General features: G+C 59.8%; 22 protein-coding genes and 1 pseudogene. 12 read left to right on the plus strand and 11 right to left on the minus strand.

Annotated features, from left to right (window positions below; translation table 11 throughout):
- The first annotated feature begins 383 nt into the window (after positions 1–383).
- Genes LB547_RS24015 through LB547_RS24030 form a run of 4 tightly spaced genes read left to right on the plus strand, consistent with a single transcriptional unit; the run spans position 384 to position 6,143 of the window.
- Positions 384–2,498, plus strand: a complete 2,115-nt coding sequence (locus LB547_RS24015; protein WP_064993452.1) for a hypothetical protein — start codon at positions 384–386, stop codon at positions 2,496–2,498.
- A gap of 16 nt (positions 2,499–2,514) precedes the next feature.
- On the plus strand, positions 2,515–3,714 hold the full coding sequence (locus LB547_RS24020) for a hypothetical protein (RefSeq protein WP_064993453.1): 1,200 nt from the start codon (positions 2,515–2,517) through the stop codon (positions 3,712–3,714).
- A gap of 33 nt (positions 3,715–3,747) precedes the next feature.
- Positions 3,748–5,097, plus strand: a complete 1,350-nt coding sequence (locus LB547_RS24025; protein ID WP_064993454.1) for a tyrosinase family protein — start codon at positions 3,748–3,750, stop codon at positions 5,095–5,097.
- Positions 5,094–6,143, plus strand: a complete 1,050-nt coding sequence (locus LB547_RS24030) for a HEAT repeat domain-containing protein (protein ID WP_064993455.1) — start codon at positions 5,094–5,096, stop codon at positions 6,141–6,143. Before LB547_RS24025 ends, LB547_RS24030 begins: the two co-directional genes overlap by 4 nt.
- A gap of 196 nt (positions 6,144–6,339) precedes the next feature.
- Here LB547_RS24030 and LB547_RS24035 read toward each other — a convergent pair whose 3' ends face one another.
- Entirely contained in the window at positions 6,340–7,242 is a 903-nt protein-coding gene (locus tag LB547_RS24035) for a serine protease (protein WP_084015715.1), read from the minus strand.
- A gap of 322 nt (positions 7,243–7,564) precedes the next feature.
- Between LB547_RS24035 and LB547_RS24040 the strand changes: the two genes are divergently transcribed.
- Positions 7,565–8,908 (plus strand): hypothetical protein, encoded by a 1,344-nt coding sequence (locus LB547_RS24040; protein WP_140696752.1) that lies wholly within the window; start codon positions 7,565–7,567, stop codon positions 8,906–8,908.
- Positions 8,909–8,950: 42 nt separating this feature from the next.
- Positions 8,951–9,391, plus strand: coding sequence for a c-type cytochrome (locus LB547_RS32710; RefSeq protein ID WP_224655936.1), 441 nt, complete (start codon positions 8,951–8,953; stop codon positions 9,389–9,391).
- 880 nt (positions 9,392–10,271) lie between these two features.
- Here the strand turns inward: LB547_RS32710 and LB547_RS24050 are convergent.
- The 9 genes from LB547_RS24050 to LB547_RS24090 form a co-directional block, all read right to left on the minus strand.
- Entirely contained in the window at positions 10,272–11,024 is a 753-nt protein-coding gene (locus LB547_RS24050; RefSeq protein WP_140762868.1) for a hydroxypyruvate isomerase family protein, read from the minus strand.
- Positions 11,024–11,677, minus strand: a complete 654-nt coding sequence (gene otnC / locus LB547_RS24055; RefSeq protein WP_140762871.1) for a 3-oxo-tetronate 4-phosphate decarboxylase — start codon at positions 11,675–11,677, stop codon at positions 11,024–11,026. The genes LB547_RS24050 and otnC overlap by 1 nt, the downstream gene beginning before the upstream one ends.
- Positions 11,674–12,939 (minus strand): 3-oxo-tetronate kinase, encoded by a 1,266-nt coding sequence (gene otnK / locus LB547_RS24060; protein ID WP_140560425.1) that lies wholly within the window; start codon positions 12,937–12,939, stop codon positions 11,674–11,676. The genes otnC and otnK overlap by 4 nt, the downstream gene beginning before the upstream one ends.
- Positions 12,940–12,992: 53 nt before the next feature.
- Positions 12,993–13,979 (minus strand): D-erythronate dehydrogenase, encoded by a 987-nt coding sequence (gene denD / locus LB547_RS24065; protein ID WP_140560426.1) that lies wholly within the window; start codon positions 13,977–13,979, stop codon positions 12,993–12,995.
- A gap of 41 nt (positions 13,980–14,020) precedes the next feature.
- Positions 14,021–15,976, minus strand: coding sequence for a hypothetical protein (locus LB547_RS24070; protein WP_140524769.1), 1,956 nt, complete (start codon positions 15,974–15,976; stop codon positions 14,021–14,023).
- Positions 15,977–15,991: 15 nt separating this feature from the next.
- Positions 15,992–16,930, minus strand: coding sequence for an ABC transporter permease (locus tag LB547_RS24075; protein WP_224619126.1), 939 nt, complete (start codon positions 16,928–16,930; stop codon positions 15,992–15,994).
- Positions 16,931–16,953: 23 nt separating this feature from the next.
- Positions 16,954–18,861: a sugar ABC transporter ATP-binding protein gene (locus LB547_RS24080; protein WP_140685136.1), complete on the minus strand. Its 1,908-nt coding sequence runs from the start codon at positions 18,859–18,861 to the stop codon at positions 16,954–16,956.
- Positions 18,862–18,941: 80 nt separating this feature from the next.
- The gene (locus LB547_RS24085; RefSeq protein ID WP_140498327.1) at positions 18,942–19,925 is read right to left on the minus strand and encodes a substrate-binding domain-containing protein; all 984 of its coding nucleotides are present in this window, start codon (positions 19,923–19,925) and stop codon (positions 18,942–18,944) included.
- Between the two features lie 51 nt (positions 19,926–19,976).
- Positions 19,977–20,723 (minus strand): FadR/GntR family transcriptional regulator, encoded by a 747-nt coding sequence (locus tag LB547_RS24090; protein WP_140649849.1) that lies wholly within the window; start codon positions 20,721–20,723, stop codon positions 19,977–19,979.
- A 106-nt stretch (positions 20,724–20,829) separates the two neighbouring features.
- On the opposite strand from LB547_RS24090, the pseudogene LB547_RS24095 reads away from it, so the two are divergent.
- From LB547_RS24095 to LB547_RS24105, 3 genes and pseudogenes are all read left to right on the plus strand, one after another.
- Positions 20,830–20,961 (plus strand): annotated as a pseudogene (locus LB547_RS24095) (tyrosine-type recombinase/integrase); the annotation flags it as partial.
- A gap of 258 nt (positions 20,962–21,219) precedes the next feature.
- Complete coding sequence (speB, locus tag LB547_RS24100) at positions 21,220–22,188, plus strand: agmatinase (RefSeq protein ID WP_140515080.1); 969 nt, start codon at positions 21,220–21,222, stop codon at positions 22,186–22,188.
- Positions 22,189–22,205: 17 nt separating this feature from the next.
- Entirely contained in the window at positions 22,206–22,838 is a 633-nt protein-coding gene (locus tag LB547_RS24105) for a DUF1989 domain-containing protein (protein WP_140762874.1), read from the plus strand.
- Between the two features lie 75 nt (positions 22,839–22,913).
- Here the strand turns inward: LB547_RS24105 and LB547_RS24110 are convergent, their stop codons facing one another.
- Positions 22,914–23,873, minus strand: a complete 960-nt coding sequence (locus tag LB547_RS24110; RefSeq protein ID WP_140649846.1) for a LysR family transcriptional regulator — start codon at positions 23,871–23,873, stop codon at positions 22,914–22,916.
- Positions 23,874–24,171: 298 nt separating this feature from the next.
- Between LB547_RS24110 and LB547_RS24115 the strand changes: the two genes are divergently transcribed.
- From LB547_RS24115 to LB547_RS24125, 3 genes are all read left to right on the plus strand, one after another.
- Positions 24,172–25,026: a transporter substrate-binding domain-containing protein gene (locus LB547_RS24115; protein WP_140656710.1), complete on the plus strand. Its 855-nt coding sequence runs from the start codon at positions 24,172–24,174 to the stop codon at positions 25,024–25,026.
- Positions 25,027–25,136: 110 nt separating this feature from the next.
- On the plus strand, positions 25,137–25,784 hold the full coding sequence (locus LB547_RS24120; RefSeq protein ID WP_140557324.1) for an amino acid ABC transporter permease: 648 nt from the start codon (positions 25,137–25,139) through the stop codon (positions 25,782–25,784).
- Between the two features lie 3 nt (positions 25,785–25,787).
- Positions 25,788–26,438, plus strand: coding sequence for an amino acid ABC transporter permease (locus tag LB547_RS24125; protein WP_140498320.1), 651 nt, complete (start codon positions 25,788–25,790; stop codon positions 26,436–26,438).
- Positions 26,439–26,466 lie beyond the last annotated feature (28 nt).

Here is a 26,466-nt window from a genome sequence, read left to right on the forward strand (position 1 = left end):
CACCGAGCGCAGCCATGTACTTGATGCCTGGCGCCGGCTCGAGCACCCGCGCCGCTTCCTCCGCGCTCAGCACGTCGGGCAGCTCCGAGATTCCGGGTGACCACCAGCGCAAAACCAATCCTGCCGAACGGTGAACCGCAGCGCAGTGCTCAGGCCATTTCCTGCCTGCCGGCTTTTTTTCACGTGCCTGCAGCCGATCCCGCGGGCCCAGATAGCATTTGGACTTACCTTCCCGGCGCAGCCGCTCTTGTGCACTAAAAACAGCGCGTAAGTATCTCGTCCAGCACTGCTACAGGACATTGACCGGGAGGATGCATATCTCTGATTGCTAAACCAGGTATACTCGTGCAATTATACATGACGCGATCGGGGGGGTCGAGTTCATGCGCCTCTTGCTTTGCAGTCTGATTGCCTTTGCAGCGGCGGGTTCCTGTGCCCTGGCCCAAGACGCGAAACTGATGCGGCCGAAGTCGTTCGCCGATTTTGTCCGGCAAACCGCGCCCGATCTGATCCGACATCTCGACGCCGCCGCGCTCGAACGGACCAATAGCCAAGCTCTCATCAATGAGGGGGAACTTTTAAAGGCGCCCCGATATCCGTTTGCTAGACCGATGTCGCAGTTGCCAGAGGGAGATTCTCGCACCTTAGAGTACGTCAACCAGCTTTCAATTTTCCTGGAACAACATCAAAAACTTGGACAAATAACTGATCAATTTCGCTTAGCGGTAGGGTCGTCAAGTCGACCTCTCAACGCGGCGCCGGATTTTTTGGGCAGAGGAGACTACTTCTCATCCAAGGTTAATCGGTGGAACGGCAATATCTTTTGGGCACCTGCTTCGAAAGAAACAGACATTAACCTCCGCTACGCCGATGAAGTCAGAGCTGTCTTCGGACCGATCCCGCCGTTCGACGTTACCACGCTTGGCCGATTTGTCCGCTCTGACGGGTCAGTTATCGAAACGCGGGCCACGTATGTGGAGGTGGACGGCAATCGAGCGGAACTAAAGCCGAACAGTTCCAAATCTGGCTCTCCGCTCGAATACGAGCATCGCGACAAGAACGGTGTGTTTGTAAATTGGACGGCGACCATCGACAAATGCGACAAGCCGTCTCTGGCAGGCGGTGTAACACCATGCGGTACCGCTTCGAGACTCTCTAGGATCGAAAAAGGAAACGTCGAATGGATCGCACTTGCGAGGAAAACCCACGGCCCGGAGATTCTAAGACCAGAGAAATATTGGAGTGAGAACGACAACTCCTATGCGCTGCTTGGTTACATCGGCTTCAACCAGGTGAGCGGGGAATTGGCGTTCTTCGACGGAAGCTATGAAGGAATAAAGTTCGATTGGAGTACGCCTACTGTGGCACCAGGAGGAGGCGGATACAACGACACTGCTGGTCGGACTCTGGCATCCAAGACATACGACGCGACTTTCAGGGTCGACTGCGCCGCGTGCCACGATAACAAAGAACCCAGGATCATTACCCCCTATATCAAGCAAGCGCGCGTGGGTTATCGCGACAAAGATGAGGCCGCGGCGTTCAGCCTTGGCGATCTGCTCCCCGAGCGTACCCGGAACTCGAAGACCCCCTACCGAGTGGTTGGGACGGACTATACCGCAGCTCACAGGGGCACGCTCGATGGCGACCTCACGATTGTAGATCCAGCACGAAATTGTACCTCATGCCATGGACTCACCAACAACGGCACCGGACGCTTTGCATCGGATGCAGTAGGACGCCTCGGTTCTATTGCCGGAGACAGCGGGTTGGAAAACAGTTTCCGCACCGACTGGGCACTTCGGACCGGCGCAGGTAAAATTCATCCGTGGATGTACGCGGAACCGCAAGGCAATGACGTTTCCGACCCTCAACCTGCTCCCATCTCGGATGCTGATTGGGATAAGCTTCGCGCGGTTATCGAGAACGCTGATGGAGATTCGCGCTCCCTCAAAACCTACACCGATGCTCCAACTCCCGAGTCCACGATGGATGAGGCGACGAGGATCGGAGATCCATCAGGTCCTCAAAATTTCGCAGTGGGCATTGAAGACAATCCCGACGGTTCCTCGGAATTGTCGCCAAAGCGCATCCGGCTTGACTGGACGTATATCAATTCATTCGGCGGAGTCCCTGAGCGCGATGATGTACGCTTTAACGTAGCGATACACGAGGTCGGTATACCCTCTGATGGTGCGGAGCCGGCTAGTGGTGACTTTCCAAGCATCGAGCAGACCAAGGCGTTAGGGTTTAGCGACCTGGGAGGGGGTGTCTTCACGGATGGGACAATATTCGTACTCCGCGACATGTCTTTCCAGGGGCATATGCGCTGGATCAACCCCGCCCCTACGCTGACACCAAGGCAATACAGATTGTATTTTCCGGCATCGCTGAACAAGCGGTACCTCATTCGTGTCGCTGCCAAGCGATTTGGTTTCGATCAGGGCGGGGAGCGCGTCAGCGCCGCTGACCATCTGCTAAAAGTCGATATTAAATAGCCCACGGGAGTAAGTCATGCGTATAGCATATGGGATCGCGGTTGTCGTCGTTTCGCTGCTGTCGAGCAACCTCAAAGCGGCCGCGACAGGGCCGGATGTGATCGTGGGATTCATCGACGACGCTCGGGAAGACAGCCGGCTCGGATCGAAGATCGGTCTCACGGCTTCAACCAATTCCTGCAATATTGGGGATTCGCCACTCAATTGGCAGCGCCTTCCGGACACACATCATCCAGCCATCACCCTCAACTTTTATCGCTTGGCAGATGGAAGGATGGAGCAATTGGCGAAATCTTGGGTCAAGCACGGATTCTACGCGACGAATCAGAACGATTGCGGTGGCATACCGGAAATGCATCGCACCTGCCAGGCTGGGGCCGGGGGAAGCCAGTTGCGTCCCGGTTGCTCCGACCTGTATACTGAGGATCTCAATTCAGATCCCCGTAATCTTGGGCCTCGGAGCAGAATAACCAATTCTGCAAAAGTTGAATTTGACGGATCCAAAGCACAAGATCTGACCGGCTATCCCCCAAGCGATCCAGCGGAACGGATCTTGCTCGTCGACGAAGCTGACCTGCTCACGCCAGGCGCGCGGTATTTCGTGGAGGCCCAGTACATCACCGCCGACGATGCGACAGCCGGTAACGCACGTAACAATGTGACCTATAGGGAAGTCAAACCGATCTTAAGATCTGGAGCGTGGGTGTTGCGAAACGAAAGCCCGGAGGTGCGGATGCAGCCGGCTCTGTTCGCCTGGAAAGAGTACGGGGCGCAGCTCTCCGAGGTCGATCTTGATGAGAACGGGGTGAAGACGTATATCCTAGTAGGCTCCAAGGCCCAGCCCCTCGCCGGTGGGAAGTTCCGGTACGATTATTCCGTGTACAATATGAACAGCGATCTCGCTGTCCAGGCATTTGCAGTGCCTGAGCAGCAGATTGACCAGAGCAGCGCTTCATTCAAAGCTCCACATTCGAATGGGGAGATATGGTCGAACGACGCCTGGGACAGCCGCATTCAAGGCAACCAGATAATCTGGTCAACGCGCAAATCTTCCGAAGACACCAACGCAAACGCGGTTCGCTGGGGTTCGGCCTATAACTTTTCGTTCGTTTCCGATAAGCCTCCCACGACTGCGGACGCCACCCTTACATTTTTCAATGCGCCCGCCGACGGTGGGGCCGAGACTGTTGTGCGAGTGACGGCGCCAGGGCAATGATTTCGACGGTGGCAATCCAATCGCAAGGGTGCAATGCGAATTCTTCTCGGCCTAATATTCTGGTGCGTCCTCATCTCGATTGCCGCCGTCGGTCGATCAACGGCTCAGTCGGTCGAAATACAAATCGGCGACGGCGCCCACGATAGCAGTCCTTATATTTGCTGGACTCCTGTTCTCTCGCGAGCTCGACTCTTAAGCAAGTCGTCGACAGCGCAACAACATCTAACCCTCTCTGCTGTCTCTACCGACAGCAGCGGCAATGTGGCCTTCCAGCTAAACGGAGCCGAAGTCCTCGACAAGAAGTCTTACTCTCCTTCCTCCACTCTCAGTCTGCCCCTTCCCTCGAATGGGGCATGGGCGTCGTTCTGGATCATGGGGACGAAGGCCTCCACTGGCGCCAAAGACGTGCGCGTGATCGCGCTTGATGACCTAGGCCTGGAGCTTGGATCGGTGGACGTGATGGTGCGGGTGCGAAAAAACGCGGAGTCGTTGACGAGATTTGAAGTCCAAATTTTTCTGGACGCTTTGAAGAAGCTTCACGATATCCAAAACAGCGCCGCGTCGTCGGATTACGAACCGTTCGTTCGCATCCATGAAGCGGCCAATCAGCTTGAAATTCACAGGTCGCCACTTTTTTTGCCATGGCACCGAGCGCTACTCCTTGATCTTGAACGTCGCCTCCAGCAGGTCGACCCGCGTGTGACCATTCCATATTGGCGCTTCGATGAGCCTGCGGACCATGTTTTTTCCGATGATTTCATGGGAGCGACTGTGCCAGGTGTGCCGTTCGTCAGCGGGCCAGGTCTAGGCGACTGGATCGATCCACAAATGGGTCGGCTGATTCGAGACCCAGCTGTGGCGCCAAGCCAAGGCGTCCTTGATCCAGCCGTACCGGCGAACTTCCACCGCGCGTTCGTGATATTCCATAGCCAAATCGAGAGTAGTTTCCATAGCGGTGTGCATCGAAACCTGGGCGGCTGGCTTGCCACGGCCGACTCGCCCGCCGACCCACTCTTCTTCCTGCTGCATGCCAACGTGGATAGGGTTTGGGCACACTGGCAGGCCACCTATTCCCGGTTCAGCGGGAATGATGAGGACGCGTACTCAGCCCTGGGGAAATATCCAGGAACCGGGCCAGATGCGGGCATATACAGGAAGGGCACCTACGCCGACGATCCGATGTGGCCTTGGGGATACCCAGATCCCGCAGAAGCATCGGGATGGCCTTCCACGTCGCATCAGATGCCCGGAATAAGTTCAAAGTCCGAGGCCGCTTCGCTCACGCCAGCAAGAATGCTAGATTACCTAGGATCCGAACAGGCCTCCTCGGCGCTGGGATATTGCTACGACGACATCGACTATCTCGGACGGCCTCTCAAATGACCTACATGGGTGGCAACAATAACAGCCGCATCTTCGTTTCCGCCTTGGTTAGCGCTTGGCTTTTGGCTGCGCCGTGCCTGGCCCAGTTGGGCCAGCCCCCCAATCCCGATCCGCGTGTCAGGGCGTATCTCCTGGAGAACGCAGGCGAGATCGAAAGACTGCGCGTCACCGCCGCAAACACGAATTTTGATCCAGGAACACGCAGCAAGGCGCTCGAAGGTCTTGCGTTGATTTCCGAAGACGCGGCTCTGCCCGTCGCTGCGGAGTTGGTAACGGATCCCGTCGAAGACGTGCGAAAATCCGCAGTCGGAATCTTGGCTAACTCGGTCGTCATGGCCGGTCACGACGCCGGCAATCACGACCCCGCGATGCACCCGGGCACAATATGGGGAAGCTACGTTCAAAACCAGCACAAGGTGGCGCTCGACGCATTGAGGCTGGCAACTCGCCAAAGTCGATCCGAGGCAGGTATGCTCGCCTTAAAGACGCTGGTGAGGTCCTCCGCGGAGGAAGCCTCGCCCTTGCTGGCGGAGGCCCTAGCCAATGGAGCGGTCACACCAAAGCAAGCGGCCGAACTTTGCACGCAAGCACCTGAGGCGCGTTCGCGTGCCTGCCTTTTGGATTTTCTGGATAAGGGGCCCGCGGAAGCGCGACTGGCTGCCGTGGCGGTTCTTGGCTCAATTCCAGGAGACCGACCTTTGATTCGCAACAAGATTTTTCTCAACGACCAGGCGGAGCCCGCTCTTCGAGCCGCGGCGGCTCAAGTGCTTGGTCAATATGATCCGACATTCACGTCCTACGCACTCACCGTCGCCACCGATCCGAACACACCGTCGCTCGTCTATGCAGCGGCGGTGCGAAACTATGCCCAAAGCGCGGAATCGGCTGGGAAGCTCGATGCCGCGCAATGGGCGGCGCTCAAAAGAGCGCTACAAAACAAGTTGAAGGCAGCACAGGAAACCGACGCGCTAACCCGATCAAACCTCAATGCGCCTCCGCTTCAGGAGCTTAACCAAATGTTCAACAAAGGCCGTCCGCTCCAATAGCGGTCGGCTTGCATGATCCTCCTAACCGCGTTTGTTCTTGTTCTCGATCCAGCTGCAAAGCCGTAGACCGGACTCGGTCCTGCGCTAGGCGGACCAACGTTCGCAACACCTGACCTTGCCCCTAAAATCAACGGGCAAGGTGACAACCGAATAGTCCCGTCAACGGAGTCACTCGCTTCAAGCCCGGACTAATAGCTCAGCGCGCCAGCGTGTTGGCTATCCACACGGTTGCAACCGCGACGTTGGCGTAGACGCCATATTTCAGGCGTTTGGCGCAACCCTCGCCCCAGCTCACAACGCCGACGAGCTGGCGCTTCCCGTCTACAACGGCACTTAGTGGCCCTCCGCTATCGCCTTGACAAGAATCGACGCCGCCGTCCTCCTTGCCAGCGCATATCATCGCCGAGGTAATTCGTCCGTTGTAACTGTCCTTCGCATTGCACGCATCATTCGGCACTATGGGCACGGTTGCACCGAGCAGGTCGGTCGTCGTATTTCCGCCTTGGAAGATCGCTCCCCAACCCGTAACGTAGGCCGTCCCGTGGTAACTTGAACCCTCTGGGATCAGCGCAATCGGTCGGCCCATCCTCGCGTCCCGCGCCAACTGAAGTAGTGCGAAATCGTACTCGTTAAGCTGCGAGTCCCATTTCGGATGGATGATGATGTTGGTTACCTTGAGACGCTCGCCGCCAGCAGGCAGGAAACTCGTGCCATCGACGACGTCTAGCGCGGCTGGGTTCTTGTTCACGATGAAGTTGTCGACGCAGTGCGCCGCCGTTAGGACCCAGCCTGGCGCCACAAGCGACCCGCCGCAAAACAGGAACCGTTGTGGATCGGGGGCGACCGCCCTTACAAGCCCAACCTGCCACTCATTTTGCTTGAAATCCACCGCCTCGCCGCCAACGATGCGAGGGTCCACACGAATCGAATTGAGTATCAACTTCTGATCGGCGTCGGGCAGTTTCGCCCGCTTCACGATGTCTTGCACCTCGTTCTGGAGGCGCTCGATATTCCCCAGTCCTCCCGCCGCTGCAGGCGTGACTGACAGTACCTCTATCACAAAAAAGCCAATCGCAGCCAATCCAGCAAATACCTGCATTCCAATCCCTCCCAAGGTTATGTGCCTCTCTCGCAGGTGTGACGTGCTTGCCCTTCTCCTCAGTTAATAAGTGTACGTATGCCCGTCGCGAACGCACGTGCCTGTATTATAGTCTCTGCCCTGACAATTAATCTTTTTGTCGTCGCGTGCAAGCGGTATTGCGTCAATCGACTCTGAGGGATATGGTCATACCGCAGGGGGGGCGCTTTTGGCTTTGGCGTCTAGTCCGGCATTATATATTGTTGCCCATTTAATGTTCCAGGTCATGGAAGCTCTTGGCAGCGCGCTTTACTGACAAGACTTAATACTTCGGGAGAGTGCTATGGTCAGCGTCCTTGGACGTCGATTGATGCAGGCTGCGACTTGCTTGTCATTGTTTGTTGGTTGGGACTGCGCGCTTGCTCCCGCGGTGGCCGCAGGGCAGCCGCCTGCGACACCCGCCGATTTTTGTCCTCCGTCGCCCGTACGCACCGATGCGATGGATAATCCCAGCAAGCACGCTTGGGATTTGTTCGCTACGTTGGTCCAACCTGCGGTCGCGACAGACCCTAAATCTCGCGGAGTACCAGACTGTTCGCGCCGTCCTGGAGCGCCAGGTACCACTTCTGTTTGGGAGACGTGGAAGTTAGCAGATAGCGAGGTATTCAAGGACGACGGAAGTTACCCGGCCGATTGGACCGATGCGAACGACGAAAGACATCTTTTTGGTCAGGCGCCTGGGCAGCAGCCAGGTTTTCATGAACAAGCCGCATTAAGCGCAAGGTTCAATACATCAGGAGAGGGTGTCTATATCGGAAGCGTAGGCGGTCTCGGCGAGACATATATGAACAAAGCGACGTTCGACTTCATTCGTACGAATTGTCTGTATAGTCGAGATGGATTGGCGAGGTACGCTAAGGCGGTACTTGATAAGGCGGTCGGACCGATCACTTTCCCTCCAGAGAGCATTGAAGTCAAAGCTGCTTGGGTGCAATTCACCGATGCCGAGATTGGGTCGGGCGTTCCAAACAATTTCTATTCAATAGTACTCTATGTGAAGAATGGGCAGCTCAGCTCTGGACAATCAACAGGAGCAACGAAAGTCGTCTTTGGGCTACAGACGCTTCACATCCTCACGAAAGACGTTCCAAACTGGTTCTGGGCGACCTTTCATCACAAGATATTCGCTGGAAAGCCGCTCCCCAGCCAACCTGGAAGGGAGTATCCCGACACAGCGCAAATGCCAGCCAGTCTCGCGGGAACCGTTTGGGAGAACTATAAATTGGGAGGGACGCAGGTCAATTTCGTGGACACGACCGGCTCTCCAATTGTGCTTTCAGATGCCCATATCGAGAATGGCTTTGTAAACTCCTCGTGCATTAGCTGCCATTCATACGGTGGATGGGACAAGAAAGCCGCATCACCGCGATTTTTCAACCCTCTGAACACCGGATTGTTTCAGATCGGGTTGCCTAACCAAGAACCCGTGCCAGATGGTGCTGTACTTGCCAAATCTGTTGACGGTACGCTCGTTCCGTGGCCAGGCTTCCCATCGGCCAATCTGCAGGTTACGCGTAATAATGTATTTGACGACTTCGTCCAGACCGACTTCGTGATGTCAATACCGTTCCGTGCAAAGCCAGAAACTGCAGGTCCGCCGCCCGCCTCCTGTCCATTTCAAAAATGAAAGGGGGCTGACGAGATGAGTGTCAGGCGCTGTTTGGGCGCGATGCTCCTGGCAATCGCGGCTTTAGTGATTGCATTGCCAAGTAATGGAGCAACCGATCGCCCCGAGGGTGATGGCCACGCGGCGACATTAGGTCCACTTACCTTTTCTGCCGATCAGGCTGGGGCCGGTCGGACCAAATTCCTTTCGACCTGCGTGCTTTGTCATAAGGCCGACCTCTCGGGGGGATTCGGCCCCCCCCTTAGAGGCTCTGTCTTTACACAAAAGTGGTTCCCTGGCAGCGTCAGTGCCCTGTTCAGTTTCATCAAAACTAATATGCCAAGGAACGCGCCTGGAACTTTGAGCAACGCAGAAGTGAGCGCACTGATCGCATTCATCTCAAGCGAAAATGGGAAAACGGCGGGCGACGTCGCTCTGCCAAGCGACTTGATGGCTCTCGCCGGGATAGGTTTCGATCAGCTTACATCTTCGGCCTCGCCTTGAATAACAAGTGAACAGCCGTTGGGCGCCAGGCGGAGGCACAGCGGTGGCGCTCATGGATGTATCCGTTCGCTATCTCGCTTAGGCAATCTGATTAACAATCCGCTTTCGGCGCCCGACTGCGGCCATTCGCCAACTGGCTGCGAATAGTCCAAAGTCGTCTACAGTCGAATTGTGCAAATTCGCCGGTGCTCGGTGGGCCAAACGGATGCGAAACCAAGCAGCCGCTGTCCTGTGTCGGTTTGCTTACCGCATCCGCTGGCGGAAATGGCGCCCACGCGCCATTCTGTTTGGCGCTGCGAAATCGCTACGGAAATGATGCAGTCAAAAGGATGCATGCCGCGACAGCGACTACATTGTTGTAGCCTTTTCAACAGCGTAAGAATCCGACGGTATTTGGAACGGTATTAGGAAATTTATGGCAGCAATTGGACTGCAAAACCAGTGTGTTGAAGGTCCGGTTGATCATCGAGTGGGAGTGATTCAGGCCCACTCAAACGCCGCCGAAAACACGCCAATCCGCGACGTAACTGTCTGATAACAAATATAAATCCTATCTGGGACAATCAGCCACAATCGGTGCGCAGAGAAGATCGCCAACCCCGGCTGATGACGCGAACGACGTCTTTGCGCCGTATATCAGTCCAACAGACTTGCACTGCAAACTTCTGAAAGGGGACATTTGTCCCTGATCGCAGCATAGCAGCATATGACCCTGGCAGTTGCATTGGCCCCTCGAACGCAAGGTCGGCTTTCTAGCCTAGGTCATCCCGAACGCGGCAGATCCGCTATCGATCGGGTATTCTCGCGCCTCCTGTCTGGCGTGGATATCGGCTCCGCCGGGGCCGAAAGCGTGCCGCGCCAAGCACGCGCACTCAGGCCTCTAGTGGTCAAAACGCTTCATCCATCCGAACGAGTCGGTAGTGGGGCGATATTCGGCGCCGAATGCGCCATCATAGCCGGCGTCCGCGATTGCGCGCAGGAGCCAGCCATAGTCCACCTCGCCGTGATCGGGCTCGCTACGATCCGGTACGGCGGCGAATTGGATATGGCCGATCTTGTCGGAAAATTGCCTTACCGAGTTAAGCAAATCGCCTTGAATGATCTGCATGTGATAGCAGTCGAACATTACCTTTACCGCACCGTCTGTCGCATCGATCACACGCAATGCGGTGGAAAGGTCGGAGAGGAAATAGCCCGGCGCATCGCGCGGGTTCAGGGGCTCGATCAATATGCCGATGTTGTGCCGTGCCGCCGCCTTCGAAGCGTACCGCAAATTGCCGGTGAACGTCGCGAAGGCTTCGTCACCGATTGCCTTTCCTGCCATCACATGGATGTTGCGACAGCCTGTTACGGCTGCCCATTCAATCGCCTGGTCGATCGCCGCGCGCGCTTCCGTTTCACGGCCCGGCAGCGCGGAGAGGCCGAAATCGCCCGCCCCGACATCCCCCCGGGCCGTGTTGATGCCAAGCAGCGGAAGACCGGTTTCGGCGAGCAGCGCCGCGACCACCGATGCGTCGGTATCGTACGGCCAATGCATCTCGACCGCCGCGAAACCGCGCCGCTTGGCCGCGCGGATCGCATCCGGAAGCGCTAGGTTACGAAAGAGAAATCCCAGATTGGCCGAAAGTTGCATCAGTCGTCCCACTCCACGTCAAAGTGTTCCACCAACTCGCGAATTTGCGGAGCCGCGAGGATCCTGGGCCGCAAGCCCTGGGTGAGAAGCGTGAGCTTGGCCGTTTCCTCAAGTTCCTCCATCGCGTAGGCGGCGGCTTCGAGATCCTTGCCGGCGACGACGGGTCCGTGGTGGGCCAGCAATACGGCCGACCGTTTCCCGGCGAGTCCGCGCACGGCGTCTCCCATCGCCGGGTCGCCGGGCCGGATGTAGGGCAGCAGTTTCACCTTTCCCAGCCGCATGATCGAATAGGCCGTCAGCGGCTTGAAGACGCTGTCGGGATCGATGTCGGGCAGAAGCGAAACCGCGACGGAATGGGTCGAATGAAGATGGACGACCGCTCCGGTGCGCGCGCCGCGTGTCTCGTAGAACGCCTGATGCAGCGGCATCTCCTTCGTCGGCTTGTCGCCGTCCAGGAACCGTCCCTCGGCGTCGAAGAGCGACAGGCGGGCGGGGTCGAGCGCGCCAAAGGACGATCCTGTCGGCGTGACGAGCAGCCGACCGTCGCCGAGGCGGGCGGAGATGTTCCCCGAGCTTCCCGCAGTGAGGCCCCGCGCGAACATGGACGCAGCGATGCTGCACATCTGATCCCTGAGTCTTGTTTCATCGCTCATCGTAGAACGCCTCCCGTAAGGACGTCGGCTGCCTTTTCGAAGAACCCGGCCGAACCGAAATTGCCCGATTTAAGGGCGAGCACCATATCCGGGTCACGGGCCTTCAACGCCGGAACACCGGGGTCGATCTCGGGTCCGATCTCGAATGACGAAATGTTGAGCGCCGATACGACGGCCCCCGATGTCTCGCCGCCCGCCGTAACCAGCCGGCGTACGCCACGCGCCGAAAGCTGACGCGCCAGTTCGCCGAAAAAACCTTCAACCGCCGTCGCGACGCGCTCCTTCCCGTAGCGGTTCTGTGCGGCGGCGACGGCTTCGGGCTCGGCCGACGAGAACACCAGTGGCAAGCCGTGGTGCTGGCGGTCGATCGCCCACTCGGCATATTCAACAGGATTGGCCGTGCCGTCCACGACTGCATCCACCTCCACAACGCGCGTCGGATGGCTTTTCCGGTGCTCGGCAATCTGGCGCCGGCTCATGGTCGAGCACGAACCGCAAAGCGCGGCCGCCGGCCCCTGTATTCCCATCCAATGCGTGGCCGCCGTGCCGATCAACCCGGCCCGACGAAAGTTGGCCGGAAGTCCAAGGGCGATTCCCGAACCGCCGCTGAGCAGGATATCCGCTTCGGCAGCCTCGCCAATGGCGACAAGATCCTTGTCCAGAATGGCATCGACCACGACGTAGCGAGAGCCGCTGGCAGATGCCGCCTCCAGAGCATCCCTGATCGGGAGGGGGCCTCCCGCTACGACATCGTAGGGGACATGGCCGATCCCGCGCGCGGTCTGTCGCGCAAGCCAACGCCGCAGATCGGGATCCGTCATCGGCGTAAGCGGATGTTTCTCCATGCCGGATTCACTCAACAGCCGATCGTTGACGAAAAGATGCCCCTGGTAGATCGACCGGCCGGTTGCGGGAAACGCCGGACAGACGATCGCGCGTGCCGCTCCCAACGCGTCGCCAAGAGCGTCCAGCACGGGACCGATATTGCCTTCGGGCGTCGAGTCGAATGTCGAGCAGTACTTGAACAGATATTGGCGGCAGCCTTGGCGTCGAAGCCACTCCAACGCCGCGAGCGACTGCTTCACCGCCTCCGAGGCGGATATCGTTCTGGTCTTCAGGGCAACGACGCCCGCGTCGACCGAGCGGTCGGAGGCGGTGTTGGGAACGCCGTTGTACTGGACCGTGCGCATGCCCCCCTTGGCAAGCGTGTTGGCCAGGTCGGAAGACCCGGTGAAATCATCGCCTATGCAGCCCAGAAGCATCGGAATTTCCCAGTTTCAACTTTCACGGAACTTTGGCGACCATGCCCTAACGGTTAAGGGATGGTCTTCGGGGCGTCGTCCGCCAGGTAAACCGCGATCAGTTCGTCGACCGTGCTTTCGGCCACAAAGCCCAGACTGGTGGCCAGCCTGGGCGTGAAGGATTTCGGCCACCCGGCAATAATGGCCTCGATCGCCTCGTCCGGCGTGCGGTCTATCAACGCCTCGGCTTCGGCCCCTGCCACGCGGCGGAGCGCGGCAATCTGGTCGGAGACCGTGGCCGCGACACCCGGCATGTTCAGCGTGCGCCGGGCGCCCAGCGCGGATGTATCGAGCATCGCGGCATGGATGAGGAAGGCTACCGCCGAGCGCGGGCTCGCCAGCCAATGCTTGACGGTCTCCTTCACCGGCAGCACGGAGCGCTGCCCGGCGAGTGGCTCGCGCAGGATGCCGGAGAAGAAGCCCGAGGCTGCCGCGTTGGGAGTGCCGGGCCGAATGACGATCGTCGGCAGGCGTATCCCGACGCCGTCGAGGAAGCCGCGGCGCGAGTAGTCGGCCAGCAACAGCTCGGATATCGCCTTCTGGGTGCCGTAGCTGGTCAGCGGGGCAAGGATGTAGTCGTCGGGAATAGGGTCGGGCAGAGGCGCGCCATAGACAGCAACCGAGGAGGTGAACACCAGCCTGGGGATATATTTCCGCCGGGTTCCTTCCAGCCGGATCGCCTCGAAAAGAGCGCGCGTGCCGTCCATATTGATGCGATAGCCCTTCTCGAAATCGCGTTCCGCTTCGCCGGACACGATGGCCGCGAGATGGAAGATCACATCCGCGCGGCGCGCGGCCAGATCCTGCGCTGCGCCGGGAGCGGAAATATCGGCGGCAATGGCTTCGACAAAACCTATGTCACCGGTTGGCACCGGCGGCTTCGTCACGTCCGCCAGCGTCATCCGGTCGATCTTTCGATCTCCAAGCGATGCTGTCCGCGAAAGCTCGGCCGCGAGTTTGCGGCCGATCATTCCACCAGCGCCAATGATGAGTATATGCATGGATGCTCCGTTCTCTTCCGGGACTGGTTTGTGATGCCGCTTCAGACCTGCCTGAGCGCGCGCACGACTGCGTAGGCTTCGAGCGACAGGGTTTGCGTTCCGTCATGCGTCAGCCGATCGAGCAGATCCGGTTGGCGCGATGCCGCGACGAAAGATGAGGCGTCAAGAATTGCAGCGCGCGCGAAGCCTTCGGGGAGGCGCACCTCCAGCGCGTTGGGCGAGGGGTTGCATAACCACAGCTCGGTGCCTTTTTCGGTAACCGCCGCGATTCCTCGCACTGCGCCAGGGACCGACGATCGCAGCGGACGGAGCGGGCAGCCTTTGAGCTTCGCCAGGCCTCGCACGATGTGCCAGACAGGATAGAGCTCGCCCTTGCCTTCGAACCAGGGCTGCGGAAATGACGTCGGCACGGAGAGGACGCCGAACGGGCCGACCGCGGCGCCGAGCGCGATGGCCGCCGCGCCGCCTTCCGCGAAGGCGGCGAAGTAGCCGAGGTTCCAGGCCGCTCCCATGACGCCCCGCTGGCGCGGATCATTGAAATTGACCGCCTGCCGGATGTTGGCGGGATTGGCGACCGGCGCTTCACCATAGGGATTGTCGCGCAACCCGATTGCGGACGGCCCAACGGAATATGGGCGGCCCTTGGCGATCGCCGGCACGGTCCTGGCAATATGCGGCAGGCATTCGAGCGTCTCCATCAAGGAGCGGTCGTCACCAGCGTGGAAGATCGCCGCCGTCGTGAATGTCACGAGGTCTATCGCCTCGGCCGGGGGACGTTTGCGGTTGAGCTCGGTGAAGAAGCTGAACATGCCTCCGCCGATGCGAGATCCGGGGAAGGCCGCGCGCGCGGCCGTATAGAGCTTCGCCGCATCCGGCGCTGGCGGCCAGATGCTGCCGGGCAGCGTGCATTTAAGATCGGGTGCGGGCGACACCAGAACCGTCGTGAAGCGATGATCGAGCCTCGCGGCCACCTTGCCCAGGGAGTCGATTTCCGCCGCGGCGCCAGCATCGTCGGCATGCTCGACCACTGCTTCGAGCCAGGGTTGGGCGCCCATTGCGATGGCGATCTCGACCTGCCTCGCCAGCGTTTCGGCATCATGGCCGAGCCGCGGATCGTAATGGCAGATGACATGGGCGACGCCGAGCTGGGCAAGCGTCTCGACATGCCGCAATGCGGCCGAAGCGTCATCGGGATGCAATCCGACGCCGAGAGGTGGAATCGCGTCCGCCGCCTCGCCGAGCGTCAGGGCGGCGATGCCTCCCGCCTGACGCGACGGACCCTTGGGAGAGCCCTTGACGGTCAGGGTGATCTTCTGTTCGACGACCTCGCCGGGCTCGATCCTGTATGGCCAGGGCAGAGCGAGGGGACGAACATAGGTCTTGTAGGAGGCGTCGGTCCAGTTCCGCTGGTCCTCCATCTCGAACGCGTCGCCCTCCATAAGGCAGCTGACCTCCAGCCCGCCGGGAGTACGGTGCGAGATTTCACGCAGATCCATCATCGGCTGCACCGGATCGATCTCCACAGGAAACCGTGTCTCGACCCTCTCGCCGCTTGTGTGCGTGATCGTGGCGGCCGCGCCGCTTATGCCCTCTATGGGATGCAGGACGACAAAGCCGGTCCGGTTCGTGAGAAGCCCGGTCGGCGTGGTTCCGCGAGCCGAATAGGTCAGAACGCCTGCCGCGGTACCAGCGATGCCCACGTCATAGCCGAAGGTCTCGCCTTTGCTGGCAACGCTTGCGCGATAGGCCACACGAAAGCGATCGTCGTCCTTTTCGACGACCAGGTCGGTGATCTTCGGAATGAGCGTCGCCCAGTCCTTGTCGCGGACCACGAACGAGATTGCGCGGATCACCTCTTCGCCATGCATGCGGCAGTCGCGCAGGTTCGCGCCGTCGAAAAGCACGCTGAGGGGCCCGGCGCTCAGTAGCCGCTCCTCTGCCGGTAGTTCTTCGGTGCCGTAGAGGCGGACGGCGCGGGAAGGATCGGACTGTGTCATAGGATTCTCCCGGTCTCAAACGCGGCGCGATTTCCAGGTGATGAGGCGCTCGGCCAGCAAGGCGAGGATGATGATGGCGCCGATGGCGGTCCCCTGCCAGAACGGCGAGACGCCGAGCAGGTTGAGGCCATTGCGGATCATCACCATGATCAGAACCCCCATCAGCGTGCCGAATATCGTGCCTCGTCCGCCGTAGAGGCTCGCGCCACCGATGACCACGGCCGCGATGGCGTCGAGTTCAAGCTGGTTCCCCCCGATCGGGTCAGCCGACATGATCTGCGCCAGCGAAAAGGTCATCGCCGTCGCCGAAAGGGCACCGGACGCCACGTAGGGAAAGATCGAGTAGAAGAGGGTGTTGAGGCCGGCCGCCCGGGCGGCTTCGATGTTCGAGCCGACCGCGTAGATGGTTCGCCCGCCCTTGGAATATGTCAGCCACGCCCAGGTGGCGAGGTAGAGCGCGATGAGGAAGATGACGTTGGCGGGGATGCCCAGCAGGTTCGTGTAGACGATATTCTGCAGCCCCATGGGCAGTCCCGAAATCGAGCGCTGTCCCGACACGATGTAGGCGAGACTGCGCCCCATCGCCATGACCCCGAGCGTCACCACGAAGGGCGCCAGGCCGAACACTGCGATGAGAACGCCGGAGAAAAGCCCGATCAGGGCGCCGCAACCTATGGCGAGCGCGATCGCCACCGGAATGGGGAATTCCTTCAGGAGTAGGGCGAGGATGATGCCGGTCACGCCCGCGACCGACCCGACGGAAAGGTCGATGCCGCCAGTCAGGATCACCAGGGTCATGCCGACGGCAACTATGCCAAGCACCACCGATTGGTCGAGTATGTTGAACATGTTCCGCTCGGTGAAGAAGTGCGGCGAGATGAACGACAGGATCACCGCAAGCACCATGGCGAGGCAGAGCATCCGGAACTCAAGCGTGCTGGCGAATCTGGGCATCGCAAAGGATCGTGTGGGCGCGTTCATGCGTCGATCTTTTCGTCTTGAGGTGTATCGAACAGGCCGGCGATCCGGGCCGACAGGGCCCCGGCGTCCGGCAGCCTGGAGCCGGCCGGCAGGCTGAGCCCGATCCATCCCAGATCGTGCCCTCGGCGATTGGACAGTGGTGCAAGCAAGGTAGAGCGGCCGTCATTCTCGGTCACGATGCCGGGTTGACGCCTTCCAAGCGCGAGGGGGATTGCCGTCTCCTGCGCAAGATAGACATGCCCGGCCGCGAGTCCCATCGTTGCACCCGGCGTACCCTCGGCGAGGGCGAGGCAGACGAACCGGTCGTCGTCGATCAATCCCCAAAATGCCGTGCCGCCATGGCTGGCGACAAGATCGCGCAGGAATGCCGTGTTGCGCTCGGCTGAGCTTCGGGGCGCGGCGAGCAGCGTCAGGCTCTCTTCGCTCAGTCGCGAGGCGGGCAGGTCGGCGATGGTATAGCCGTCACTCACCACGACGACCCGCTCGCAGATCCCCAGTAATTCCTGGAAATCCGAGGAGATCACGACTACGGCTATCCCCCTTTCGGCCACCTCGCGCAGCAGCTCGTAGATTGCCTGGCGTGTCCCTATGTCGACGCCTTTCGTAGGCTCGTCGAGGATGAGCACTTCGGGCTCGATCAGCAGCCAGCGCGCGATAATGATCTTCTGCTGCATGCCGCCGGAGAAGTGCAGAAGGTTTGCATCCATGCGGTCGGTCGGAAGGTCGAGACGCGAAATCAGCTCGCTGGCCTGCTTGCGGCGCGCCGAATGGCCTCGCCCGAAACCCCTGTGCTTGCCCATCTGGGCGAGGAAGAGATTTTCGCCGACCGTCATGTCGGGCACGATGTTCTGGGCCCGCCGGTCCTCGGCGACCATTCCGAGACCGGCGCGGATTGCCGCGATAGGGCTGTTGGGGGCAATCTCCTTGCCGCCGACAAGGACGCGCCCGCGGCTGCGGTGGCGCAGTCCGAATATCGCTTCGGCGCTCTCCGAGCGTCCAGCTCCGACAAGCCCGCCGAGGCCGAGAATTTCACCCCTGCGCACCGTGAACGAGACGTCACGCACGAAAGGCGGGGCTTTGAGCCCAATTACCTCCAGAGCCACCGGCTGCTCGTTAGTGGTCACTCGCGAGACGGCCTTTCGATACACATTTCCGATGTCGCGTCCCACCATGTGGCGGATGACGTCGGCCTGCGTGAGCCCCGCCGTAGGCACGCTTTCGGCCACGGTCTTGCCCTCGCGCAGGATTGTGACGCGATCGGTGACTGCGAAGACCTCCTCGAGCCGATGCGACACGAAGGCGAGTGCCTTCCCGCTGTTTTTCAGCCGTCCCATGATCTCGAACAGCCGGTCAACCTCGATCGGCGAGAGGGAGGCCGTCGGCTCGTCGAAGATGACAAGATCGGCGTTGAGGGCCAACGCCTTGGCTATTTCGACGAGTTGGCGTTGCGCTGCCGAGAGCCGGCGCACCTCGATGTCGAGTGGCAGTACGTGGTCGTGGCCAAGTTCCGACAGGATGGTCTGCGCCCTGTGTCGCAACTGGCTGAAAGACAGACGGCCCGGCATCGCGTAGCTGGGTAGGAAGATATTCTCCAGCACGCTCATGTCGGGCGCCAGACTGGTTTCCTGTGCCACGAGGGCAATGCCGGAACGCAGCGCGTCGCGCGCGGATCCGACGGTCAAGGGAGCACCCTTGAAGAGTATCTCGCCCGATGAAGGCGGCAGGTGTCCGCAAACGATCCGTGACAGCGTCGATTTTCCCGCGCCGTTCGCGCCCAGCAATCCGCAGATCTCGTACCGGCAGAGCGCTATCGACGCGTTGCTGAGCGCGTAGGCGTTCCCAAACAGGCGGGTGACGCCACGAGCCACGAGAAGCGGCTCGGGAATCTTGCTGCTGTCTACCATCCGAGGACACACTCCAAGTGGTACGAATAAAGCGTCCGGGGGAGGGTGCCCCCGGACGGCCTATGTCGGCCAGGCCCCGATTACATCTCGTTGGCGAAGACCGTTTCCTTGATGGTTGGAAGCTCCTGCTCGATGTTCTTGCTGGTCACGATCTTGATCGGCACGAGGATTTTCTTTTCGGGAGTCTTGCCGCCGAGATGGTCGACCATCGCGCGTCCCGATTCCTGGCCCATCAGATACGGCTGCTGCATGCCCGAAACGACCAGTTCGCCCGACTGCAGCAACGGCACGAATTCCGGCACGCCGTCGAAACCGGCAACCAGCACGTCGCCGGTGAGGCGGGCCGCCTTGATTGCCTGCAAGGCGCCCAGCGTCGGGCCGTCGGTCTGGACGAAGAGGCCCTTCATGTCCGGATTCGCGGTCGTCATATCCTGCGTGAACTTGAAGGTTTCGTCCGCGGTGTAGGTCTGCATCTGCTGCAGCCCGGCTTCCTTGGTGATGCCAGCCTCTGTCATCGCGTCCTTGAAGCCCTTGGTGCGGGCCTGGCCGTTGAGGCGGGCCTGGCTGATGCCGACAATGCCCACGCTGCCGTCCTGCTTGCCGGCGGCCTTCATTGCCTCGGCCAGCGCTTTGCCGACGCCGTTCGCGCCCTGATAATTGTCAGAGATGATGAAGGACACATAGTCGCCGCTGTCCGTGCCGATGTCGGCGATGACCACGGGAATGTTCGCCTGCTTGGCGAGATCGAGCACGGCCGGCGCGGTTGAACTGTCTGTCGGAGAGATGATAATCCCGGCGACGCCGCGGGCGATCGCGTCCTTGGCATTTTTAAGCTGGGTCTGGGCATTGTTGCCCGAATCCAGCGCCTGATAGGTGTAGCCTCCCTTGGTTGCGACATTCTCGATGCCCTTGGAGAGGTATCGCCAGAAGGCAAGATCAAGGCCTGGAGTCAGATAGACCAACTCCTTGGATTCGGCGAGAGCGGCGGTCGCCGTCCCGGCAATGCCGGTCAGCGCGACAACGCCCGCGAGGGCTGCGGTGGCAAAAAGGCGTCTTGTCAGCATGGGAACTCCTCCTGTTGTGCTGCATGGTTGCCCGGCAATCCGCCCCTATTCTTATCCCTTTCGAGCGGATTGCGTTAAAAGCTGCTTGGTCGTGGTGTAGATGCGTGTTTCGTGGATCGCGAAGGCCCTTGCGGCCGCCTCGGAATCGCGCGCCTCAAGTCCCGCAAGAATGGCACGGTGATCGGCGATGCTCGTTGCGATGCTTGAAGGCTGGGCGACTGCTCGCCGCCGATGGTCGAGAAGGTAGGAATAGAGATCGGCGGCGATATCCGCCAGCGCGGCATTGCCGCCCGCCCGATAGATGGCCGTGTGAAATTCGCGATCGCAAATGAGGAAGCGAACGGGATCGTCGATCGCCGCTTCCTGCGCCTCGATCGACTTTTGCAGGGTCTCGAGCGTCGCGGCTTCAACCCGGACGGCCGCGGCCCGCGCCACCTGATCTTCGATCAGCAACCGCGCCTCATGCACGTCGTCAAGACTGTATCTGGAAATGTCGCGATAGCGGGCCGATTGAACCGCGAGTTCCCCGACTTCCGTCGAGGCCACCACTGTCCGCGTGCCCTGGGCGACGGAAAGGATGCCCTTTGTGGAAAGGATCAGGATCGCGCCGCGCACCGTCTCGCGGCTTACCGACAAAGCGCCCGCAAGTTCACGCTCGCTTGGCAACGGGTCCCCCACGTCAAGAATGCCGGTCGCAATGAATGTCGCGATCTTCTGGACGACGAAGTCCTTCATCGAATGCTTCGGCACGCCGCCAAGCGCACTCCCGTCGTCGGTCAGAATCGCTCGTAAGTCCATCCGTCCTTACATCCGAAGAGGTCTAGTGGTCCGGTATATGTACCAGTAGGCCTGCTTCAGCTGTGCGTCAATAGCGAGACGCGGCCGTCAAATCTCGGCTGACAAGAGATATTGCTTTGGGAGCGGTGAGAACGTTCTCAGCCCGCATACTCTCCGGCACAGCTTCGCCACTCACCTGCTTGAGCAGGATGTCGACATCAGCGTCATCCAGGTGCTGCTCGGGCACAGCAAGCTCGAACGACAGCGCTCACCGGCGGAGCGGGAGTCTTCCTTCCATCGATTTCGGGCTGCTCTTGTTCTAACCCTAATAGGGCCAATTTCCGGATAAATCGATATGAACGCCCGATACTCGTGATGGATAGGAGTGGCGGGACCATGCTAGCCACGAGGCAGACAGACCGCAGGCCTGTCGTGCTTCACTCCAGCTTAAGCGCTTCGGCTCATATCGAAGGTCGCTGCCGGATGGCGTGAGGGTTATCCGAAAGGGAGAGTTTCGATGTCTGGACACGGGTATGAGGGTGGGCGGCTCGATCTCCCCTTCGTTGGGCTTAGCACCTTCGGTAAACGGCCGATCTGCCTTGATTGGGACAAGATCGACGCGGATGTCGCCGTGCTGGGTGTGCCCTTCGACATGGGGACCCAGTACCGCTCCGGTGCACGTTTCGGCCCCCGCGCCATCCGCGAGGCCTCGACGCTGTTTTCCTTCGGTCATGCCGGCGCTTACGACCATGAGGACGACCAGATCTATCTGCCGCTCGACAAGGTGCGGATCGTCGATATAGGCGACGCGGATATCGTGCATACCGATACCGTGGCCAGCCACGCGAATACGGAAATGGCGGTCCGCAAGATTCTTGAACGCGGAGCGCTGCCCGTCGTTCTGGGCGGCGACCATGCCATCAACATTCCCTGCGTCAGGGCGTTCAGCGAACATGGCCCCATTCACATCGTGCAGATCGATGCGCATCTCGACTTTGTCGACGTGCGTCATGGCGTGCGCGAAGGACACGGCAATCCGATGCGCCGCGCGGCCGAACAGTCGCATGTCAGCGGTCTCAGCCAGATCGGCATCCGCAACGTCTCTTCGACCGCCCGCGACGGTTACGAGGATGCGCGCCAACGCGGCTCGACGATCCTTTCCGTCCGCCAGGCGCGCAAGCTCGGGGTCGAAGGTGTTCTGGCGACCATTCCGGAAGGCGTACGCTACTATGTGACGATCGACATCGACGGTTTCGATCCGTCGATTGCGCCGGGCACTGGCACGCCTAGCCATGGCGGCTTCCTGTATTATGAAGTAATGGAAATGCTCCGGGGCCTTGTGAAGCGCGGCGACGTCGTCGGCATCGACCTCGTCGAGGTGGCCCCGGCCTACGACCCTTCGGGCATCACCGGCTTTCTCGCAGCACAGGTACTCCTGAACTTTCTCGGCTATATCTTCGTCGAACACGAAGCGCGCGGACGCTGAACGAAAGGAATTCAACGATGCCAACAAACGCAAGTAACGGTCAGATTCACGTCATTCCTGCCCGCCAGGGCGTGGCGACGCGCGTTGCCCAAGGCCAGGTGATCACCGTCATCAACACCCACGGCACCCAGGTGGTGGACACCTGGGCCTTCTGCGCCGACGATATCGCGGAATTCATGTCGATGGAGCACAGTCGTGGAGCCATGCTCAAGGTGAACCCGCAGAACGGCGACACGCTGTGCAGCAACAGGCGGCGTCCGATGCTGACTCTGATACAGGACACGTCGGGTGGCGTGCACGATACGCTGATCGCCGCCTGCGACCGCTATCGCTACCAGCAGTTGGGCCATGTCGGGCACCATGACAACTGCACCGACAATCTGGCGACGGCCCTCGGCGCGGTCGGGCTGACGCCACCCGAAACCCCTTCGCCGCTCAACCTGTTCATGAACATTCCCGTCGGCGAAGACGGTTCGGTCACCTTCGAGGCACCGGTGGCGGGACCGGGCTCCTATGTGTCGATGTGCGCGGAAATGGATTTGATCGTCGCGTTCTCAGCCTGCCCGCAGGACCTCATTCCGGTAAACGGTCAAGGCTGCGTTCCAACCGAAGCGCATTATCGGATCGACGCCAAGGCGCCGCGCCTTTAAAGCGCAGCCCTGCATCCAGACCATTGATCCCGAAAGGCGGCTCTCGCTTTTCGGGATCAATGCATAACGGAATTTTTACATGCCGCGTACCTTGGGCATCTTGTTTTTTGCGTCGGCGGCTTGCCCTTTTCCGGTCGATTTTTCGGCGCTCCCCACCCTTTTGCGCAGTTCCTGAAAAAAAATCCTCTGCGACAGCGAGGCTTTCTTGTGCTTTGGCGCGATGATGACGAAGGGCGAGCGGATCTGCGCCTCGGGAATAAGCAGCGCCTTAAGCCGGTTGTTCTGTCTAAACGTGACGGTCATGTGATCCGGCAGATAGCCGACGAAGTGGCCGCTCAGGATATACATCGCCTGCGCCTCTATATTCGAAGCATAGGCGCCGACATGCGCGTTGGGGAAATGCTGCAATTCCGACTTGTTGGCATAAGGGCGCACCACCATCTGCGATGCTTCCACATCAGCCTTTGTCACCAGCTTGCGGGAAAACAGCGGGTGGCGCTCGCTGCAGTAGAGCGAGTTGATTTCATAATGGAACTCGGTCTGCGAATAGCCGGGCAGCAATTTGATGCGGGGGGAGATCGCGAAGTCGATTCCACCCTTGGCGGTTTCCGCGATAAGCTGTTCAGGCGAGCCGATGGTGATGCGCAGATCGACTTCGCTGGCTTTCTTGATGAACTGATGAATGACGTCATCGAGGCCCAGGGCTGAATCGGTAACGGTGGCATCGACGATTCCGACGCGTAGCACACCCGTCGCCTTGGAGCGCAGTTCGCCCAGCTGCATCTCGAACGCCGACAGCGCTGAAGTCAGCGAATGGGAATATTCATAGACCGCGGTGCCCCTATCGGTCAGTTCGAAGCCGCGCCTGCCGCGTTGGCATAGCGAAAACCCCAGCCGTTCCTCCAACGCGTTGATTTGGAAACTGATCGTCGATTGGCTCATCGCCAAAGCAAGCTGTGCTCCGGTAAATCCGCCATGCTCGACCACCGAGCGGAAAACCCTGAGCGCACGAATGTCGGCAACCGACAGACGCATTCTGACACTCCTCCTTGAGCCTCTCAGACGGTGTTGGGTATCAGCCTTACATCGTCAACTTCGATGTATAGTCTATTCCTTCCATGTTTATCAAAGATTCAATCCTGCCATGCTGCCCTACCAGATGGTGCCGTGCCGTCATGCCACTGGGGAAGCAAACAATCGGGCCGGCATTGCAGCCGGCTGACGACCTGGAGGTTTAAGGCTCGTCACGCATGCGAGATTCCTGAGCGCGTACAGAAGCCTCGGACTCCAAATAATCCATAATAAACGGGAACATACGAAACTGGAGGAAGTTATGCGATCCGCTTTGAAACTGTGCACTTCGACGCTGTTGGCCGCGTCGCTCTCGCTCGCCGTGGCGAGCATTGCCACCGCCTCCGATCTTCTGGATCGGATCAAGGCAAAGGGGGAAATCACCATCGCGTCCGAGGCCCGCTACCCGCCGTTCGAATATGTCGAAAACGGCAAGATCGTAGGCTACGGAGTTGACCTCTTCGAAGAAGTCATGAAGGCGCTGCCGGACGTGAAGGTGAACCGGCTCGACCTGCCGTTCCAGGGCTTGCTGCCCGGTTTGCAGACGGAGAAGTTCGATGCCATCATAACGTCCGTCACCGTTAACAAACAGCGCTATGATACCTACAGGCTGTCTCTGCCAATCGCCGACGCGTCGTTCTCCTACGTCAAGCGCAAAGGCGACACCGCCTTGAACACGCCCGAAGACCTGAGCGGCAAAAATGTCGGCACGCAGGCCGGCTCGGCACAGCTCAAGGGCACCGAGGCCTTTTCCGAGGATTTAAAGGCAAAAGGCCTAGCGCCGATCGCCAACATCCAGACCTATGTCGACTTCAATGAAGCCTATGCCGATCTCGCTGCCGGGCGCACGGATGCCGTCGTGAATTCCCTGCCCAATCTGCTCTACCTGCAGACGCAGCGCGGCGACGTCTTCGAAACCATCCGCACAACGTTCGGGGACCCGACCTATTTCAGCTGGGCCTTCCGCAAGGACGACGACAGCAAGGCGCTTGCCGACTTCATCGATGACCAGTTCCGCAAGCTCGCCGCCGATGGAACCATGGCCAAACTTCAGGAAAAGTGGTTCGGCTTCACCATGAAACTGCCGACGGACGCTCTGCCCGAACCCAAGAGCTGACGAGTCGGCATCCAACGCCCGGATAAAGGTGAGGCTTTCCAGCCTCGCCTGCCTAACAACGCACAGGCTGCAAGCCTGGCCTCAAGTCCATAAGGTCTGACGACTTGGCAATGTTCGCCCTCATCCAGAACAACCTGCCCATCATGCTCTGGGGCGCGGGCATGACCATCCTGGTGTCGGGCGTCGCCATCATCCTCGGCATGCCGCTCGGCCTCGTCCTGTGCTTCGGCGTCACCTCGAAGAAGACGTGGCTGCGCTACTTTTCGCGCATCTATCAAAGCGTGTGGCGCGGCACGCCCATCCTCGTGCAGTTGCTGATTATCTATTATCTGCTGCCGCTCATCGGCATCAATGTAGCGCCCATCCTCGCGGCCATCCTCGCGCTGACCCTGAACACGATCGCCTTCCAGGCCGAGATATTTCGCGGCGGACTTTTGGCCATTCCACCAGGGCAACTGGAGGCGGCGCGCATGGTAGGCATACGCAAATGGGCGGGGCGCCAGCATATACTCGTGCCCCAGATATTGCGCCTCGTCATCCCGTCGCTGGTCAATGAGACCATCAGCATCCTGAAAAACTCATCGCTGGTCTCCGTTATCGCGGTGACGGAACTGATGCGGGTAAGCCAGCAGATCGTCGCGACCACCTATCGCCCGTTCGAAATCTACATCACCGCCGCCGTCATCTATATCGTCATCAATTTCCTTCTGTCGCTAATCGGCCGCATGGCCGAGCAACGGCTGGCGCGGAGGGCCTGAGCCATGGCGCAATTCTTCGACCTATGGGTGCAATACGGACCGCTGATGCTGGCCGGCCTGGCGACGACGGCCTGGATCTGCGCACTTGCCACAGCCCTCGGACTGGCGATCGGCCTGTTGCTCGCCTGCCTCGAGAGCACGCCGTTCACGCCACTGCGCTGGGCCGTTCGTGCCTATATCGAGATCATGCGCGGCCTGCCGATCCTGATCCTGCTGTTCGTGCTCTATTATGGCGGCCCGAGCATAGGCCTCCGGCTGAGTGCCGAAGCGGTGGGTGTTTTCGGCCTCGGCTTCTATGGTGCCGCCTATTTCGCCGAAATCTTCCGCTCCGGTTTCCAGTCGATCTCCAAAGGCCAGATCGAGGCGGCGCGCATGGCCGGGCTCTCAGGCACGCAGATCATCCGCCATATCAAGCTGCCGCAGATGCTGGTCATGATCACGCCACCGATGGTCAACCAGATCATCATCCTCATCAAGGAATCCGCGGTGCTGTCCATCATCACCGTTGCCGAGCTGACCAAGAACACGACGCAATTCGTCAACGAGACCTACGCGGTCATCGAACCTTATCTCGCCGCCGCCCTACTGTACTGGCTGCTGGTCGAGGCAGTCGCGCAGCTCGGCAAATATGTTGAGCGCCGGGTGCGGTTCTAGGCCGCTCAACCACCAATTTGGGAATAAA

It is taken from the genome of Mesorhizobium sp. B264B1B (genome assembly GCF_020165765.1).
In the GTDB taxonomy this organism is placed as follows: Bacteria; Pseudomonadota; Alphaproteobacteria; order Rhizobiales; family Rhizobiaceae; genus Mesorhizobium.